The organism is Streptomyces sp. NEAU-174 (assembly GCF_052665095.1).
On record NZ_JBQTCE010000013.1, the window covers coordinates 61,256 to 74,437 of the forward strand.

The following is a 13,182-nucleotide window of genomic DNA, read 5'->3' on the forward strand; positions in this document are numbered from 1 at the left end:
CGAGGACGGCGGGATCGGAAACCGCCCGCGAGCTGCGGGGACGGCGGGGGCTGGGATGCCCGGCGGGATGCGGGGCGGGATGCTGGGCGGCGCGGCATGCGGCGATCAGCTCTTCGATCCGGCGCGGTAGGCGCGGTCACAGGCCCTCCAGGCGTCTCAGCCCGTGAGACACCCTCCGTGACGCCCCCGGCAGCCCCAGCCCGACCCACCGACACCGCGGCCGGCGCCCGCGGCCCGGCCCGCTTGCGCCCCGCATTCGTCCTCCCCTTGAGCTCGCGCAACAGCTCCGCGAACTCCTCCATATCCCCGTTGACCCCGTTCCCGGACACCCCGACCCCGCCCTCCCCGCTTGAGCGATACCCGTCAAGACGAGTCAACGGCGTCCATGGTTATCTGTCCACCATGACCACCACCGTGACCACCTGGTACCTGGAGCAGACCGCCCCCTCGGATCTCAGCCCGGCGCAGGAGCCGCCCGCCGCGGCCGGGGTGCGGATCGCCCGGGCCGAGGTGCCGAGCCCCGAGTTCAGCCACTTCCTCTACACGGCGGTGGGCTCGGATGTGGCGTGGACCGACCGGCTGGTGTGGTCGCGGGAGGCGTGGGAGGAGTATCTGCATCGGCCCGGCGTGGAGACCTGGGTGGCGTACGAGCGCGGGACCCCGGCCGGGTACATCGAGCTGGAGGGCCAGGACGAGGGCGTGGTGGAGATCGTGTACTTCGGTCTGCTGCCGGCCTTCCGGGGTCGCCGCATCGGCGGGCATCTGCTGACCTGGGGCACCTCTCGCGCCTGGGACATGGCCGACCGCCGGCCGGACCGGATGCCGACCAAGCGGGTGTGGGTGCACACCTGTAGCAAGGACGGGCCGTACGCGCTGGACAACTACCGCCGCCGGGGTTTCCGGGTGTTCGACGTCAAGACGTCGGACGAGGAGTGACCAACACCACAACGTCTTGCATTCCGAGACAGATTCGTCCGCATAGTGGATTAAGGTGGACTCGTCAGAGACCACCATGCGACGCTTCCATCATGTCTCGAGCTGGAATTGCCTTGGTGAGTCGACGCCACGTCGACCTCGGCCGCATGTCCAGCGCCATCTGTCCGGCGGGCTGACCCGCACCTCGACAGGGCCGTCACAAAGGCCCCGGGCAGCACCACCACATCTTCCGCACGCCCCCGACGACGTGGGCGAGCGCGCACGTCTCGAACTCCCCGCCGCATGTCGCACCGGTCACCGCCGTACACCCTGCCCGCCTGCGCATGCGCAGGTCAGACCGTGCGCGCACGTACTACCCGCCGCACCTGAGCCGCTCAGAAGGACATACACCGCCATGGCTGCCACCCCGGAACGCGCAAGCGCTACGCCCCGCCGCAAGGCCGGACGCCACCGCGGCGAAGGCCAGTGGGCCGCGGGGCACTTCACCCCCCTCAACGGCAACGAGCAGACCAAGAAGGACGATGACGGTCTCAATGTGCGGACACGCATTGAGACGATCTACGCCCACCGCGGCTTCGACTCCATCGACGGCGCCGATCTGCGCGGCCGGATGCGCTGGTGGGGTCTGTACACCCAGCGCAAGCCCGGGATCGACGGCGGCAAGACCGCGATCCTGGAGCCGGAGGAGCTGGACGACGAGTACTTCATGATGCGGGTCCGGGTGGACGGCGGCCGGCTGACCACCGAGCAGCTGCGGGTCATCGGCGAGATCTCGGAGGAGTTCGCGCGCGGCACCGCGGACATCACCGACCGGCAGAACATCCAGTACCACTGGATCCGGGTGGAGGACGTGCCCGAGATCTGGAAGCGGCTGGAGGCCGTCGGGCTGTCCACCACCGAGGCGTGCGGTGACACCCCGCGTGTGATCATCGGCTCGCCGGTGGCGGGGATCGCCGAGGACGAGATCATCGACGGCACCTCCGCCATCGAGGAGATCCACCGGCGCTACATCGGCAGCAAGGAGTTCTCCAACCTGCCGCGGAAATTCAAGACCGCGGTCTCCGGCTCGCCGGTGCTCGACGTGGTGCACGAGATCAACGACGTCGCGTTCGTCGGCGTCCGCCACCCCGAGCACGGCCCCGGCTTCGACCTGTGGGTCGGTGGCGGTCTCTCCACCAACCCCAAGATCGGCGTCCGGCTCGGCGCCTGGGTCCCGCTGGCGGAGGTCCCGGAGGTGTGGGCCGGGGTCGTCGGGATCTTCCGCGACTACGGCTACCGGCGGCTGCGCACCCGCGCCCGGCTGAAGTTCCTGGTCGCCGACTGGGGCCCGGAGAAGTTCCGCCAGGTGCTGGAGGACGAGTACCTCAAGCGCCCGCTGTCCGACGGCCCGGCGCCCGAGCAGCCCGTCCAGCAGTGGCGTGACCACATCGGCGTCCACCGCCAGCAGGACGGCCGCTACTACGTGGGCTTCGCCCCGCGCGTCGGCCGGGTGGACGGCGCCACCCTCACCAAGATCGCCGACCTGGCCGAGGCCCATGGCTCCGGGCGGCTGACCACCACCGTCGAGCAGAAGATGATCGTCCTCGATGTGACCGAGGACCAGGTGGAATCGCTGGTCACCGGGCTGGAGGCGCTGGACCTCCAGGTCAAGCCGTCGCCGTTCCGGCGCGGCACGATGGCCTGCACCGGTATCGAGTTCTGCAAGCTGGCGATCGTCGAGACCAAGGCGCGCGGCTCCTGGCTCATCGATGAGCTGGAGCGCCGGCTGCCCGAGTTCAACGAGCCGATCACCATCAACCTCAACGGCTGCCCGAACGCCTGCGCCCGTATCCAGGTGGCGGACATCGGTCTCAAGGGCCAGCTGGTCATGGACGACAACGGCCAGCAGGTCGAGGGCTACCAGGTGCACCTGGGCGGCGCCCTGGGCCTGGAGCCGGGCTTCGGCCGCAAGGTGCGCGGGCTGAAGGTCACCGCCGCCGAGCTCCCGGACTATGTGGAGCGGCTGCTGCGCCGCTTCCAGGAGGAGCGCGAGGACGGCGAGCGCTTCGCCACCTGGGCCGCGCGGGCCGAGGAGGAGGCCCTCACATGAGTGAGCGCTTCGGGATCGAGCGGAGGGCAAAGTGACTGAGCGTGCCGCGCCGTTCTACTGCCCTTACTGCGGGGACGAGGATCTGCGTCCCTCGGAGGAGGGCCATGGCGCGTGGGAATGCGCGTCCTGCAACCGCGCGTTCCGCCTGTCGTTCCTCGGGCTGCTGGCCAAGGGCCTGCGGCGCGACCCGGTCGATGAAGGGGGCACGGCGATATGACGACACGGCTTGAGGACACCGATCTCGAAGGGCTCGCCGAGAAGGCGGGCCACGAGCTCGAGGACGCCCCGGCGCTGGACATCCTGCGCTGGGCGGCGGACACCTTCGGCTCGCGTTTCTGCGTCACCTCCTCGATGGAGGACGCGGTGGTGGCGCACCTCGCCTCCCGCGCCTTCCCCGGTGTGGATGTGGTCTTCCTCGACACCGGCTACCACTTCCCCGAGACCATCGGCACCCGTGACGCGGTGGCGGCCGTGATGGACGTGAACGTCATCACCCTGACCCCGCGCCAGACGGTGGCCGAGCAGGACGCCGAGTACGGCCCCCGGCTGCACGACCGCAACCCCGATCTGTGCTGCGCCCTGCGGAAGGTCCAGCCGCTCGAGGAGGGGTTGCGGGAGTACGACGCCTGGGCCACGGGACTGCGTCGGGACGAGTCGCCAACGCGCGCCAATACCCCGGTCGTCGGCTGGGACGCCCGGCGCCGTAAGGTGAAGATCTCCCCGATCGCCCGCTGGACGCAAGCGGATGTCGAGGCCTATGTCGCCGAGCACGGTGTGCTGACCAACCCCCTGCTGATGGACGGCTATCCGTCGATAGGCTGCGCGCCCTGCACCCGTCGGGTTCTGGAGGGCGAGGACAACCGGTCCGGCCGCTGGGCGGGTAGCAACAAGACCGAATGCGGGCTGCACGGCTGATGGCTGTCGACCAGGAGAACGAGATGAGCGCCCCCACGACCACCGGTGCCACGGTGTGGCTGACCGGTCTGCCGAGTGCGGGAAAGACCACGATCGCCTATGCGCTGGCCGAGCGGCTGCGCGGCGAGGGCCGCCGGGTGGAGGTGCTCGACGGGGACGAGATCCGCGAGTTCCTCTCCTCGGGTCTTGGCTTCTCCCGCGAGGACCGGCACACCAACGTCCAGCGGATCGGCTTCGTGGCCGAACTGCTGGCCTCCCACGGGGTCACCGTGCTGGTGCCGGTCATCGCCCCGTACGAGGACAGCCGCGAGGCGGTGCGCAAGCGCCACCAGCGCGAGGGCACCCCGTATCTGGAGATCCACGTGGCCACGCCCGTCGAGGTGTGCTCCGAGCGGGACGTCAAGGGGCTGTACGCGAAGCAGGCGGCGGGCGAACTTTCGGGGCTGACCGGTGTGGACGACCCCTACGAGGCCCCTGCCGACCCGGATCTGCGCATCGAAACCCACAGGAACAGCGTGCAGGAGTCGGCGGCCGAGGTGCGGTTGCTGTTGAGTGAAAGGGGACTGCTGTGAGCCACCCACGCGCGGCCACCGCGTCACGGGCGATGGCGCTCCCCGCACCGGGGTGCCGTACCCACAGCGAATCGGCCGATATGACGGGAAGCTACTACCGCAGCCGAGCGAACGAAAGGGGCGCGGCATGACGACCGTGACGGCGATCAACGCGGACGAGGGCGCGGGCCTGTACGCGCTCGCGCACCTGGACGCGTTGGAGTCCGAGGCGGTGCACATCTTCCGCGAGGTGGCGGGCGAGTTCGAGCGGCCGGTGATCCTGTTCTCCGGCGGCAAGGACTCCATCGTCATGCTGCATCTCGCGCTCAAGGCCTTCGCCCCGGCGGCGGTTCCGTTCTCGCTGCTCCACGTGGACACCGGGCACAACTTCCCCGAGGTCATCGCCTATCGGGACGCCACCGTCGCCCGGTACGGGCTGCGGCTGCACGTGGCCTCGGTCCAGGAGTTCATCGACGACGGCCGGCTGCGCGAGCGCCCGGACGGCACCCGCAATCCGCTCCAGACCGTGCCGCTGCTGGACGCCATCGAGAAGAACCGCTTCGACGCGGTCTTCGGCGGTGGCCGCCGCGACGAGGAGAAGGCCCGCGCCAAGGAGCGGGTGTTCTCCCTCCGGGACGAGTTCGGCGGCTGGGACCCGCGGCGGCAGCGCCCCGAGCTGTGGCAGCTCTACAACGGCCGCCACTCCCCCGGTGAGCACGTCCGGGTCTTCCCGCTGTCCAACTGGACCGAGCTGGACGTGTGGCAGTACATCGCCCGGGAGAAGATCGACCTGCCGCAGATCTACTACGCGCATGAGCGCGAGGTCTTCCGGCGTAACGGCATGTGGCTGGCGCCCGGTGAGTGGGGCGGTCCGAAGGACGGCGAGACCGTGGAGCGGCGCATGGTGCGCTACCGCACCGTGGGCGACATGTCCTGCACCGGTGCCGTGGAGTCGGAGGCGGTGAGCATCGAGCAGGTCATCGATGAGATAGCCGCCTCCCGGCTGACCGAGCGGGGTGCGACTCGCGCCGACGACAAGCTGTCGGAGGCCGCGATGGAGGACCGCAAGCGCGAGGGGTACTTCTAACCATGACGAGCAATCTGACGTCCGAGGAGCAGGCCGCGGCGGCCGCCGTCGAGCGGTCTGCGGCCACCTCCCAGCTGCGCTTCGCCACCGCGGGTTCGGTGGATGACGGCAAGTCCACGCTGGTCGGACGGCTGCTGCACGACTCCAAGTCGGTGCTGGCCGATCAGCTGGAGGCCGTGGAGCACGCTTCGCGCAGCCGTGGCCAGGAGGCGCCGGACCTGGCGCTGCTGACGGACGGGCTGCGGGCGGAGCGGGAGCAGGGCATCACCATCGATGTCGCCTACCGCTACTTCGCCACGCCCAAGCGGCGGTTCATCCTCGCCGACACCCCCGGCCATGTGCAGTACACCCGCAACATGGTCACCGGCGCCTCCACCGCCGAGCTCGCGGTCGTCCTGGTGGACGCGCGCAACGGCGTGGTGGAGCAGACCCGGCGGCATGCCGCGGTCGCCGCCCTGCTGCGGGTTCCGCATGTGGTCCTCGCCGTCAACAAGATGGACCTGGTGGACTACGCGGAGCCGGTCTTCGCGGCCATCGCCGAGGAGTTCACCACCTACGCGGCCTCGCTGGGCGTCCCGGAGATCACGGCCATCCCGATCTCGGCGCTGGCCGGGGACAACGTGGTGACCGCGTCGGCGAACATGGACTGGTACGGCGGCCCGACCGTGCTGGAGCACCTGGAGACCGTGCCGGTGGGCACCGACCCGTCCCAGGACCCGGCGCGTTTCCCGGTGCAGTACGTGATCCGTCCGCAGACCGCCGAGCACCCCGACTACCGCGGCTACGCGGGCCAGATCGCCTCCGGTGTGCTGCGCGTCGGCGACGCCGTCACGGTGCTGCCGTCCGGCCGGACGTCCGCCATCACCGGGATCGACGCGCTGGGCACCATGGTGGACGTGGCGTGGGCCCCGCAGTCGGTGACCCTCACCCTCGCCGACGACCTGGACATCTCGCGCGGGGATCTGCTCGCGCCGAGCGACCACGCGCCCGAGACCACCAGGGATGTCGAGGCCACCGTCTGCCATCTGCACGACCGTCCGCTGCGCGTGGGCGACCGGGTGCTGCTCAAGCACACCACCCGCACGGTGAAGGCGATCATCAAGGACATCCCGTCCCGGCTGACGCTGGCCGATCTGTCGCACCACCCGGCGCCGGGTGAGCTGGCCGCCAATGAGATCGGCCGGGTCGTGCTGCGCACCTCCGAGCCGCTGGCGCTGGACGCGTACGACGCCTCGCGCCGCACCGGCTCCTTCCTGTTGATCGACCCGGCCGACGGCACCACGCTCACCGCCGGAATGGCGGGCGACTCCTTCGCGGCAGCGGCCAAGGGCGCCGAGGCCGCGCGGGACGACGAGGGATGGGACTTCTGACGATGGCCGGTGAGGTGTTCTCGACATTCGCCAAGGAGGGCGGCCGCGTGGGCAGCGGGGCGCTCGGCAGCGGGCAGGGCGGGGTCGGACGATGTGTGCGCTGACGCCGCAGTCCGCACCCGTCCACCAGCACCGCCGCCGAAAGCCTTCTGAACCGCCGGGCGTCCTCTGACGCCGCCCCGGCCCGTCGAGAGGAACACCCCCGTGTCGTCTGCCGTCCGCCTCATAGCTCCGCGACCAGCCGAGCACCCCCACCGCCGCACCCGGATCCTGGCGGCGGCGGCCGTCCTCCCCCTGCTGATGGGCGCGCTGGGCGCCTGCGGCTACGGCTCGCAGAAGAAGGACGACGACACCGGATCCTCAGCGGTCCCCGCGGCCGGCGGTGCGAAGGTCGACGGTCTGGACAAGGTGAAGGTCGGCTACTTCGCCAACCTCACCCACGCCACCGCGCTGGTGGGGCTGCGCAAGGGCGGCCCGATCCAGCAGGAGCTCAAGGGCACGAAGGTCGCGCCGTACGTCTTCAACGCCGGGCCGTCGGAGATCGAGGCGCTCAACGCGGGCTCCATCGACATGGGCTGGATCGGCCCGTCGCCGTCCATCAACGGCTATGTGAAGTCCCACGGCTCCAACCTCAAGATCATCTCCGGGTCGGTCTCCGGCGGCGTCAAGCTGGTGGTCAACCCCAAGAAGATCAAGACGCTGAACGACGTCAAGGGCAAGAAGATCGCCACCCCGCAGCTGGGCAACACCCAGGACGTGGCGTTCCTCAACTGGGTCAAGAGCAAGGGCTGGAAGGTCGACGCCCAGAGCGGCAAGGGCGATGTGTCCGTGGTCCGCAGCGACAACAAGGTGACGCCCGACGCGTACAAGTCCGGTGCCATCGATGGCGCGTGGGTGCCCGAGCCGACCGCGTCCAAGTTGGTCGCCGACGGCGGCAAGGTGCTGCTCGACGAGTCCTCGCTGTGGCCGGACAAGAAGTTCGTGATCACCAACCTGATCGTGAAGCAGTCGTTCCTCGAGGAGCACCCGAAGGTCGTCGAGGCCGTGCTGCGCGGCTCGGTGAAGACCAACGCCTTCATCAAGGCCAACCCCGAGCAGGCGAAGAACGCGGCCAACGCGGCGCTCAAGGAGGAGACCGGCAAGCCGCTGCCCGCCGAGGTGATCGACCCGGCGTGGAAGTCCATCCAGGTCACCGACGACCCCCTGGCCTCGACGCTGAACACCGAGGCCGACCACGCGGTCCAGGCGGGGCTTCTGGAGAAGCCCGATCTCAAGGGGATCTACGACCTGGGCCCGCTGAACAAGGTCCTGAAGGCCGAGGGCAAGCCGCCGGTCTCCGCCGCGGGCCTCGGCAGCCAGTAGCCGCCCGTCCGTCCCGTACGCACCGTACTCATGTACACGCATGTACGCATTCATCAGGAGGTGACCGGATGTCCCCGGCACTGACCACCGAGAAGGACGACCGGGCGAGCACCGCGACGGCGGGCTCCCCCGGCCCCGCCGACGCCACCGGATCCGTCTCGATCGCCCATGTCCACAAGGCCTTCGGCCGCCCGGGGGCGGCCCAGGCCGTGCTCGAGGACATCAACCTCCAGGTGCGGCCCGGGGAGTTCGTCTGCATCCTGGGGGCGTCCGGCTGCGGTAAGTCCACGCTGCTCAATCTGATCGCCGACCTGGACAAGCCGACCTCGGGGGCCATCGAGGTCCCCGGCGGCCGGCCGGCCCTGATGTTCCAGGAGCACGCCCTGTTCCCGTGGCTGACCGCGGGGAAGAACATCGAGCTGGCGCTGCGGCTGCGCGGGGTGCCGCGCGCCGACCGCAGGCCGCGGGCCGAGCGGCTGCTGGAGCTGGTGCGGCTCAGCGGCGCCCACGGCAAGCGGGTGCACGAGCTCTCCGGCGGGATGCGGCAGCGCGTGGCGCTGGCCCGCGCCCTGGCGCAGGACTCCAGCGTGCTGCTGATGGACGAGCCGTTCGCCGCGCTCGACGCCATCACCCGCGATGTGCTGCACGAGGAGCTGACCCGGATCTGGAGCGAGACCGGCGTCTCGGTGCTGTTCGTGACCCACAACGTCCGCGAGGCCGTCCGGCTGGCCGAGCGCGTGGTGCTGCTGTCCTCCCGGCCGGGCCGGATCGTCCGCGAGTGGTCGGTGGACATTCCGCAGCCGCGCCGCATCGAGGACGCGGCCGTCGCCGACCTGTCCGTTGAGATCACCGAAGAACTGCGTGGGGAGATCCGCCGCCATGGCCAGCAGTAAGACCACCCGCGGCACCGCGGTCGAGGAAGCCGACGGCGGGAACGGCGGGAAGCAGCCCATCGAGACGTCCATAGAGAAGTCGGTGGAGAAGTCCACGGGCAAGGCCGGTCCCGGGCAGGACCTGGCGGGCCTGGAGGCCGGTCTGGACGCCCTGGACGCGGTGCAGACCAAGCGCGTCTCACCGGCCGAGGTGCTGGTCCAGAAGGTGCTGCCGCCCATCGTGGCCGTCGCCTTCGTACTGGCCCTGTGGAAGGTGCTCGTCGTCGCGAAGGTCACCCCCGACTACAAGCTCCCCGACCCGGGGCTGGTCTGGGACTCGCTGCGCCAGTTGTGGCTCCAGGGCGAGCTGCTCGACATCATCTGGACCAGCGTCTCGCGCGGTCTGTTCGGCTTCCTCATCGCGCTGGCGATCGCGACCCCGCTGGGTCTGGTCGTCGCCCGGGTGAAGTTCATCCGTGCCGGGCTCGGCCCGATCCTGTCCGGGCTCCAGTCGCTGCCGTCGGTCGCCTGGGTGCCGCCCGCGGTGATCTGGCTGGGCCTGAACGACCAGATGATGTACACCGTCATCCTGCTGGGCGCGGTCCCCTCCATCGCCAACGGGCTGGTGGCCGGCATCGACCAGGTGCCCCCGCTGTTCCTCCGCGCCGGACGCACCCTCGGCGCCCGCGGCCTGGTCAGCGCCCGGCACATCCTGCTGCCCGCCGCGCTGCCGGGTTACGTCGCCGGGCTCAAGCAGGGCTGGGCCTTCTCCTGGCGCTCGCTGATGGCCGCGGAGATCATCGCCAAGTCCCCGGACCTGGGCCTGGGTCTCGGCCAGTACCTGGAGAACCAGCGCAACAACTCCGATATGGCGGGGGTGCTCCTCGGCATCCTCCTGATCCTCGTGGTCGGCATCGCCATCGAGCTGCTGATCTTCGCCCCGATCGAGCGCCGGGTGCTGCGCAGCCGCGGCCTGCTGGCGAGCGCGCGCTGACACGAAACACGGAATTCATCGAGAGCCACGGAAAGCCATCACCATGTCTGCCCCGACCCTGCTGATCATCGCCCACGGCAGCCGCGACCCCCGCCATGCGGCGACCGTCGACGCGCTGCGCGCGCGGGTGCGGTCGCTGCGGCCGGGGCTGCGGGTGGAGGCGGCGTTCCTGGAGTTCAACGCGCCGCGCGTACCGCAGGTGCTGGCCCGGCTCGCCGCGGCGGACGCCACCGAGGTGATCGCCCTCCCGCTGCTGCTGACCCGCGCCTTCCACGCGAAGACCGACATCCCGGCGGTGCTGCGCGAGGCCACGGCCCGCCACCCCCGCCTCTCCATCCGCCAGGCCGAGGTCCTGGGCCCGTCCCCACTGCTGGTGGACGCCCTGGAGCGCCGCCTGCACGAGGCGGGGCTGCGCCCCGCCGACCGCTCCTCGACCGGGGTCGTCCTGGCTTCGGCGGGGTCCACCGACCCGGAGGCGATCGCGGTGATCGCTGAAATCGCGCGGGAGTGGCGGCACACCGGATGGTGCGCCGTGCGACCCGCGTTCGCCTCCGCCTCTCTTCCCCGCACCGAGGACGCCGTCCGCGCCCTGCGCGCGGAGGGCGTCCCCCGGGTGGCCGTGGCCCCCTACGTCATCGCCCCCGGCCGTCTCCCCGACCGCATCGCGAGCGGCGCCGAGGCGGCGGGCGCCGACCTCCTGGCCCCCGTCCTGGGCCCCGCCCCGGAACTGGCCCGCCTGCTGCTGACCCGCTACGACGAGGCCCGCGCGGCGTCCCCGGCCCTGCTGACGGCCTGAGACCGATCGTTCCCAGACGCCTACCAGGGCACCTCTCCGTTTTCGTCCTGGAAGGTCCCCGTCGGGCCGTCCGCGTCGAGAGTCGCCAACCGCACGACGACCCTGGCGCTCTCCTCCGGCGCCCGTCCGATTCCGAACGCCGCGGTCAGGTCGGTCGCGGTGGTGCCGGGCTCGACCGCGTTGAACTTGATGCCCGGCTGGGACTTGGCGTACTGGACCGTCAGCATGGTGGCCGCGGCCTTGGAGGCGGAGTAGATCGCCAACGGCAGGTTGAACTCCGGCCGGTCCGGATTGGTGACCGCCCAGAACGACCCGGCGCTGCTCGAAACGGTGACCACGGTCGGGTTCGAGGATGTGCGCAGCAGCGGAAGCGCCGCCTCCGTGACGCGCACGATGCCCACCGCGTTGGTGTCGAAGGCCCGGAGAGCCGTGGGCCCATCGGTAGCTCCGTCCCCCAGGATGCCCGCGTTGTTCACCAGGACGTCGAGTCGGCCCTCGGCCGAGTCGATCGTCGCCAGCGCGTTGCTCACCGACGCGTCGTCGGTCACGTCGAGCCGCACGAATCCATGCGGCCCGAGTGGGCCGTTGGCGGTGTGCGGAGACCCTGCGGCCACCGGTCACGGGAGCAGCAGCAGTTTCCCGGTGGTCGTACGCGACTCGATGTCGGCGTGGGCCCTTGCCGCCTCCGCCAGCGGGTACCGACCGCCGATCCGGACGACCAGCTCGCCTCTCTCGACGAGCGCGAACAACTCGGCCGTGCGCGCCGCGAGTTCCTCGGGGGTGCGGACATGGTCCTCGGTCACGGCGTAGGTGAGGCGGGTGCTGCGGGGGATGTCGTTCATCGCGATGGTCGGCACGTCCCCGATCAGCGGCCCGTAGAACACCAGCGTGCCGTGCGTGCGCAGTACCTGTAGCGATGCGGCGAACGTGGTCGCGCCCGCACCGTCGAAGACCACATGCACACCCTCGCCGCCGGTCAGCTCGCGCACCGGCTCGACGAACGCGTCACCGGAGGAGACCAGGACGTGGTCGGCGCCCGCGTCGGCGGCGAACTTGACCTTCTCCGGTCGCGACACCAGGCCGATCACGGTGCCGCCGCGGGCCTTGATGATCTGGGTGAGCATCATCCCGACCCCGCCGGCGGCCGCGTGCACGAGCGCGATGTCCCCCGGTCGCACCGGGTGGGACACGGTGGCGAAGTGGTGCGCGGTCAGACCCTGCACGAGCAAGGCCGCAGCCGTCTCGTCGTCGACGGCGTCGGGTACCGGGACGACATTGCTCGCCGGGAGCACGATCCGCTCGGCGTAGCTGCCGAGGTTGTCGATCGTCAGCCACGCGACACGGTCCCCCGGGGCGAACCCGTGTACCCCCTCGCCCGTCTCCGCCACCACGCCGGCGCCTTCCGCGCCCGGCACCTCGGCCCTGGCCTGTCCGCGGATGGCGGTGTCGAAGAAGTTCACACCCGCCACGCGGACGTCCACCAGGACTTCTCCCGGGCCCGGGCGGGGTGCCGGCCGCTCCCGCAGCCGCAGCACCTCCGGTCCCCCTGCTTCGTCGATGACTATCGCTTTCATGCGGCCGAAGCTATGTGCCAAAAAATGTACCCACAAGTACACTTTGGCCGGTGACGGTCATGAGGAAAGGCGCCGCGACCCGCCTGCGCATCGTCGAAGCCGCCGCGGCCGAGATCCGGGAACGCGGCACGAACGCCACCACGCTCGACGACGTAGGCCGGCGCAGCGGCACCGGCAAAGGGCAGATGTTCTATTACTTCCCGGGAGGCCGGGAACAGCTTCTGCTCGCGGTCGCCGAACTCGAAGCCGAGCGAGTCTTCGAGGACCAGCAGCCGTACCTGAACGAACTCACCTCGCGCGCGGCCTGGGAGGCGTGGCGCGACCTCATCGTCACGCGCTACCGCGACCAGGGGCTGTACTGCCCGCTCGGGGTGCTGATCGCCGACGTGGGCCGGTACAGCCCGGCCGCGCAGGCCGTGTCGGCGCAACTGGTGCGGCGGTGGCAGGAGTGCGTCCGAGCCGGTATCGAGGCCACGCAGGCGGCCGGCGAGGCCAACCCGGCACTCGACCCCGACCGCACGGCCGCGGCGGTGATCGCCACCGTCCAAGGCGGCGTCACCGTCCTGCTCTCCACGGGCTCCGCGGAACACCTGGAGGCCGGGCTGAACCTCTGCCTCGACCACCTGCTGTCGTAGC

Annotated in this window: 15 protein-coding genes; 13 read left to right on the forward strand and 2 right to left on the reverse strand. The window is 70.7% G+C overall.

All coding sequences use genetic code 11. The annotated features are described in order from the left end of the window. Window positions 1-402: 402 nt before the first annotated feature. The 12 genes from ACT2CW_RS32820 to ACT2CW_RS32875 all read left to right on the forward strand — a co-directional run bounded on the left by ACT2CW_RS32820 (window position 403) and on the right by ACT2CW_RS32875 (window position 10,972). Window positions 403-936: a GNAT family N-acetyltransferase gene (locus tag ACT2CW_RS32820; RefSeq protein ID WP_164427768.1), complete on the forward strand. Its 534-nt coding sequence runs from the start codon at window positions 403-405 to the stop codon at window positions 934-936. A gap of 92 nt (window positions 937-1,028) precedes the next feature. Next, window positions 1,029-1,112, forward strand: a complete 84-nt coding sequence (locus ACT2CW_RS32825) for a putative leader peptide (protein WP_309471194.1) — start codon at window positions 1,029-1,031, stop codon at window positions 1,110-1,112. A 218-nt stretch (window positions 1,113-1,330) separates the two neighbouring features. Continuing rightward, window positions 1,331-3,025 (forward strand): nitrite/sulfite reductase, encoded by a 1,695-nt coding sequence (locus ACT2CW_RS32830; protein ID WP_445519233.1) that lies wholly within the window; start codon window positions 1,331-1,333, stop codon window positions 3,023-3,025. A gap of 31 nt (window positions 3,026-3,056) precedes the next feature. Then, window positions 3,057-3,242, forward strand: coding sequence for a hypothetical protein (locus ACT2CW_RS32835; RefSeq protein WP_164427764.1), 186 nt, complete (start codon window positions 3,057-3,059; stop codon window positions 3,240-3,242). Continuing rightward, on the forward strand, window positions 3,239-3,940 hold the full coding sequence (locus ACT2CW_RS32840; protein ID WP_044569155.1) for a phosphoadenylyl-sulfate reductase: 702 nt from the start codon (window positions 3,239-3,241) through the stop codon (window positions 3,938-3,940). The genes ACT2CW_RS32835 and ACT2CW_RS32840 overlap by 4 nt, the downstream gene beginning before the upstream one ends. Continuing rightward, on the forward strand, window positions 3,922-4,512 hold the full coding sequence (gene cysC, locus ACT2CW_RS32845; RefSeq protein ID WP_182471527.1) for an adenylyl-sulfate kinase: 591 nt from the start codon (window positions 3,922-3,924) through the stop codon (window positions 4,510-4,512). The genes ACT2CW_RS32840 and cysC overlap by 19 nt, the downstream gene beginning before the upstream one ends. A 127-nt stretch (window positions 4,513-4,639) precedes the next feature. Further along, window positions 4,640-5,578 (forward strand): sulfate adenylyltransferase subunit CysD, encoded by a 939-nt coding sequence (cysD, locus tag ACT2CW_RS32850; RefSeq protein ID WP_445519234.1) that lies wholly within the window; start codon window positions 4,640-4,642, stop codon window positions 5,576-5,578. 2 nt (window positions 5,579-5,580) lie between these two features. Then, window positions 5,581-6,948 (forward strand): sulfate adenylyltransferase subunit 1, encoded by a 1,368-nt coding sequence (locus ACT2CW_RS32855; RefSeq protein ID WP_445519235.1) that lies wholly within the window; start codon window positions 5,581-5,583, stop codon window positions 6,946-6,948. 204 nt (window positions 6,949-7,152) lie between these two features. After that, window positions 7,153-8,310 (forward strand): ABC transporter substrate-binding protein, encoded by a 1,158-nt coding sequence (locus tag ACT2CW_RS32860; RefSeq protein ID WP_445519236.1) that lies wholly within the window; start codon window positions 7,153-7,155, stop codon window positions 8,308-8,310. Window positions 8,311-8,378: 68 nt separating this feature from the next. Continuing rightward, complete coding sequence (locus tag ACT2CW_RS32865) at window positions 8,379-9,203, forward strand: ABC transporter ATP-binding protein (RefSeq protein ID WP_164427758.1); 825 nt, start codon at window positions 8,379-8,381, stop codon at window positions 9,201-9,203. Continuing rightward, window positions 9,190-10,176 carry an ABC transporter permease gene (locus ACT2CW_RS32870; protein WP_199335368.1) on the forward strand — a complete coding sequence of 329 codons (987 nt, stop codon included), beginning with the start codon at window positions 9,190-9,192 and terminating at the stop codon, window positions 10,174-10,176. The genes ACT2CW_RS32865 and ACT2CW_RS32870 overlap by 14 nt, the downstream gene beginning before the upstream one ends. Before the next feature lie 43 nt (window positions 10,177-10,219). After that, window positions 10,220-10,972 (forward strand): sirohydrochlorin chelatase, encoded by a 753-nt coding sequence (locus ACT2CW_RS32875; RefSeq protein ID WP_445519237.1) that lies wholly within the window; start codon window positions 10,220-10,222, stop codon window positions 10,970-10,972. Between the two features lie 20 nt (window positions 10,973-10,992). Here ACT2CW_RS32875 and ACT2CW_RS32880 read toward each other — a convergent pair whose 3' ends face one another. Both ACT2CW_RS32880 and ACT2CW_RS32885 read right to left on the reverse strand, forming a co-directional pair. Continuing rightward, complete coding sequence (locus ACT2CW_RS32880; protein WP_445519238.1) at window positions 10,993-11,532, reverse strand: SDR family NAD(P)-dependent oxidoreductase; 540 nt, start codon at window positions 11,530-11,532, stop codon at window positions 10,993-10,995. A 57-nt stretch (window positions 11,533-11,589) separates the two neighbouring features. Beyond that, window positions 11,590-12,546, reverse strand: a complete 957-nt coding sequence (locus ACT2CW_RS32885; protein WP_445519239.1) for a quinone oxidoreductase family protein — start codon at window positions 12,544-12,546, stop codon at window positions 11,590-11,592. A gap of 59 nt (window positions 12,547-12,605) precedes the next feature. Between ACT2CW_RS32885 and ACT2CW_RS32890 the strand changes: the two genes are divergently transcribed. Next, window positions 12,606-13,181 carry a TetR/AcrR family transcriptional regulator gene (locus ACT2CW_RS32890; RefSeq protein ID WP_164427864.1) on the forward strand — a complete coding sequence of 192 codons (576 nt, stop codon included), beginning with the start codon at window positions 12,606-12,608 and terminating at the stop codon, window positions 13,179-13,181. The last annotated feature ends 1 nt before the right edge of the window (window position 13,182 follow it).